Below are 4,477 nucleotides of genomic sequence, written 5' to 3' on the forward strand. Positions count from 1 at the left end.
AGAGACAGGTCCGCTGGGGGCCACGCGGCCGGCGTCGGTTGTTCTGCGGGGTGGTGCCGGGTCGTTTCGGGGTCCTTGTTGCGTGCTGGGGGCCGGCGGGCGTTCGTTGGTGTCGGTACCGGTTTCCGGCAGGGTGTGTGGTGGCGGCGGGTGGTGTCTGAGGGTGGCCGTTGGTGCCCGTGTGGCTTGTGGCTCGTGCGTTCCCGGTCAACAGGCCAGAGGATTGTGTTTTGCGTTCGTTATCGTTCAAGTTGTTGGGTCCGCTGACGGTTGAGGTGGACGGCGATCCCGTCCCGCTCGGTGGGCCGCGGCAGCGTACTGTTCTGGCGGCTTTGCTGCTTTCGGCGGGAACGCCGGTGCCTGTGGACGTTCTGATCGAGACGGTGTGGGGTGGTGCGCCGCCTGTCACTGCGCGTAATCAGATAGCGGTGTGCATCAATGCGTTGCGGCGGGTCTTGCGTGACGCGGCGGGTGATGACCGGCTCATCGTGACGGGGCACCGGAACTACGCTTTTGTTCCTGGGCGGCATGGCATCGATGTCAACGTGTTCGACGAGCTGGTGTCCCGTGCGCGGAGGCTGGCGGGAGCCGAGGAGTACGCGCAGGCGGCGGAGTGTTTCCGGCAGGCGCTGGCGTTGTGGAACGGCACGGCGCTGCAGGGGGTGTCGGAGGGCGGTCTTGAGGCCGCGCGGGCGCGGCTGACGGAACTGTGGCTGGATGTGAGTGAGGAACATGCCGGCCTGCTGCTGCGGTTGGGGCAGCACCGGGCGGTGGTGTCCCGGATGAACACCGTGGTGGAGCAGTGGCCGTTGCGGGAGCAGGCACGGTTGCACTTGATGGCGGCCTTGCGCGGGTCGGGTCGCAGGGCGAGCGCGCTGGAGGTCTACCGGTCCGGTCGCAGGGTGTTCATCGAGGAGATCGGCGCGGAGCCGGGGCCGGCGCTGCAGGAGCTGCATCAGTGCATTCTGCGGGATCTGGCCGCGGCGGAGCGGCCGGAGCGGGGTGGTGCGGTGGCTTCTGCCGCGCCGGCCGGGCCTCCGGCGCAACTGCCGGCGCCGGCTGCTGCCTTCACTTGTCGTGCGCGGGAGGTCGCGGAGCTCGACCGGCTGCTCGACGCCGCGAGGGGTGGTGTGCCGCTGGCTGTCGCGGTGATCTCCGGTACCAGTGGGGTGGGCAAGACGGCGCTGGCCGTGTACTGGAGCAACCGCGTCGCCAAAAGCTTTCCCGACGGGCAGCTCTTTGTTGACATGCGCGGTCACGACGGGCACGAGCCGCCGGTCACGCCGCTGCGGGCGCTGGACCGGTGCCTGCGGGCCCTGGGGGTGGCGAGTGTGGACATCCCCGAGGACCTGGACGGGCGCTCCGCGCTGTACCGCAGTGTGCTTGACGGGAAGAGGGTGCTGGTCCTGCTGGACAACGTCCGGTCGGTGTCGCAGGTTCTCCCGCTCATTCCGGGCGGGGGCCTGTCCTGTGTCGTGATCACCGGCCGTGATTCCTTCGACCGCCTGGCGGGCGATTACGCGACGATGAAGCTCGGTCTGCAGCCGCTCGATTCCGAGCAGTCCGGCCGGATGCTGGCCGCTGTCGCGGGCCCCGCTTACACCGAGGCCCGTGCGGATCATGCGGCGCGGCTGGTGGAGCTGTGCGGGGGGCTGCCGCTGGCCCTTCGTATCGTCGGGGCCTCTTTGATCGCCAAACCCTACGGGTCCGTGGAGCTGGTGGTCAGGCGCCTGGAGGACAGGCGCCGCCGGCTGGATGTGCTCAGCCCTCATGAGGGCGGGGTACGCGGCGGCATCTGGAACAGCTACCGGGAGCTGTCGGCCGAAGCGGCACGGCTGTTTCGTCTGCTGGGGCTGCTGCCCGTGGAGGACTTCGCCTCCTGGGTGGGCGCGGCCCTGCTGGACGTCTGTCAGGAGCGCGCCGAGGATCTGCTGGAGCGGCTGGTGGAGGCACAGCTTGTGGACATCAGGCCGGGCGCCTGCGGGATGCCGCCGCGTTTCGGCCTCCACAGTCTGCTGCGTCTGTTCGCCTGGGAGCGCGGCATGGCCGAGGAGCTCCCGGAGGAACGGCAGGCGGCGCTGGGCAGGGCTTTTCGGGCGTGGCTCACCCTGGCCGACCGTGGGCACGAGCAGCTGCGCGGCCCGGGCCATGTGGCGGCACTGCGGGAGTGGGCGGGCAAGAAGCAGCCGCACTGGTTCACGGCCGAGGAGCCCTGGTCCGATCCGATGACATGGTTCGAGTCGGAGCGTCAGGCCATGGCGGACCTGATCGGTCAGTGGCGTGATACGGACCATCAGGGGCATCCGTGGGAACTGGTGGTGCGCATGGTGCCGCTGTTCGAGACGCACGGCCACCTGGACGCGTGGCGGGCCGTCGCCGACACCGCGTTGCAGGTCGCTCGTGCGGGCGGCGACACCGACGGTGTCGGGGCGATGCTGAGCTCCCTGGGCACGCTGGAGATCTACCAGCGCAACTACCCGCAGGCCCGGTCTTTGCTCCTGGAGGCGAAGTCCACGCTGGAGCCGGGGGGAAACGCCCGCACCCGGGCCACCGTGCTGCGCAATCTCGCGCTGTGTGCCCGGTTCTCCGGTGAGCTCGACGAGGCCCGTCTGCTGTGCCGTCAGGCCATCGACTGCTTCGCACAGGCCGACGACCACACCGGGCGCTCGCATGCGACCGGGCTGCTTGCCCAGATCGAACTCGAGCGGGGTGAGAACACGTTGGGCATCTCGCTGATCAGGGAGGCCATCGCCACCGGGCAGGGCAGCAGCTCGCTGCGCGTTGAGGCGCAGAACATCTACCGGCTGGCGGAGGCGCTGCTGCGGGAGGGGGAGGCCCAGGAAGCCGAGCAGACCGGCCTCGAGGTTGTTGTGCTCTCCCGGGCCGAGGCCGACCGCCTGGGGGAGGCCCATGGGCTGCGCGTGTGCGGGGAGGCGCAGTGGCGCCAGCAGCGGGCAGAGCAGGCCCGGACGTCGTTGCATCAGGCCCTGCAGGCAGCCGTGGAGGTGGGCGATACCTTTCTGCAGGCCCGTATCCACCTGGATCTGGCCTGCGCCACCGTGCTGCGGCGGGACCCCGTTCAAGCCCGCGTGTATGCCGAGTTCGCCCTGTCCCGGCTCCGGGGCCTGTCCAGCCCGCACTGGGAGCAGCGCGCCGAGCGGCTGTACCGGTTCCTGGCCTGGATCAAACCGGACATCCCTGTCTCGCCGGTCGAGCTGGTGCGCCTGCTCGACGGCTCGGCCCCGCCCGGCGACCGCACCCCGTAGCGACGGGCCCGCGTCACCGGGCGCCGGGCAGACGGTGGGGGAGTGGCCGGCGTCAGCGGGCGCCGGGCAGCGGGTGGGGGAGTGGCCGGCGTCACCGGGTCCAGGGCAGGTCGCCGAAGGCAGGGGGTGCGTCGGTCTCTTCCCCGTCCTGTGAGAGGCCGGCCATGGGGGCCGGCGCCGCGGGAGGGGGAGAGGCGCTGAACTCGCCTCGGTGCGTGGTCGTGATTCCCAGCCCTGCTGTCGCGGCGGCGGCAGCGGCAATACACCAGGCGGTCAGTTTTCCGGGACTGCGCACGGAGCTCTCCTCATGTTTCTCGCACAACTGCCGGCAATCCTAGGCGGAGCGCGACGCTTTGGAGGTTCTGCTTTTGTTTTCATGCCCCACGCGACAGAAAAGGGCAAGAAATAGCCGGTCGTTAAGCTGCCCACCGACAGCTGCCTAGGACGTCAGCCGGCCAGACCGCTTTGCCGGCGGACGTCTCCGTTTCATGGGGGAATCATGCAAGACGACCTGGCCATGCTGGAGCGGCAACTCGAGAAGTGTCCGATAAGAACCCTGCCCATCGACACGTTGAAGCTCGTCGATTCTCCGCGAGTCACCGGCGAGGACGACGACCACATCCGCGCGCTCGCCGCATCGGAGGAGGAGTTCCCCCCGATCGTCGTGGACGCCCACACCATGAAGGTCATAGACGGCGCGCACCGCGTGCGTGCCGCCGCCCTGCGCGGCCTGCGGGAGATCCGCGCCCGCCTCTACGCGACGGCCGGGCAGGAGGCGTTCGTCCTGGCCGTGGTGCTCAACTCCCGCCACGGGCTTCCGCTCACCGCGGCCGACCGCAGGGCCGCGGCGGCACGGATCATGGCCGACTGCCCGCAGTGGTCCGACCGGCGGATCGCCCGCCTCGCCGGCCTGTCTCCCGTCACCGTCGCGGGGCTGCGCAGCCGTTCGACCGTCCGCAATGAACAGTCGAACGCCCGTGTGGGCGCGGACGGCCGCACGCGGCCGGTCAGCGGCGCCGAGGGCCGGCTTCAGGCACGCGAACTGCTGCTCAGCCAACCCGAGCTGTCGTTGCGGGAGGTCGCGAAAGCGGCCGGCATCTCCCCGTCGACCGCGGCCGATGTGCGCGCCCGCCTCAAGGCCGGCGACGACCCGCTGCCGCCGCGCCAGCGCCGCACCACGCCCGCTCCCCGCCGCATCCCCGGCCCCGGCC

At 70.5% G+C, this 4,477-nt stretch carries 2 protein-coding genes; both read left to right on the forward strand.

The features are described 5' to 3' along the window. Positions 1 to 254 precede the first annotated feature (254 nt). Entirely contained in the window at positions 255 to 3,266 is a 3,012-nt protein-coding gene (locus tag E2E34_RS31735; RefSeq protein WP_167518430.1) for an AfsR/SARP family transcriptional regulator, read from the forward strand. A 499-nt stretch (positions 3,267 to 3,765) separates the two neighbouring features. Then, the coding region (locus tag E2E34_RS31740; protein WP_167518431.1) for a ParB/RepB/Spo0J family partition protein at positions 3,766 to 4,477 on the forward strand (712 nt) is incomplete at its 3' end.

This window comes from Streptomyces albidochromogenes, assembly GCF_005981925.1.
Taxonomy (GTDB): domain Bacteria; phylum Actinomycetota; class Actinomycetes; order Streptomycetales; family Streptomycetaceae; genus Streptomyces; species Streptomyces albidochromogenes.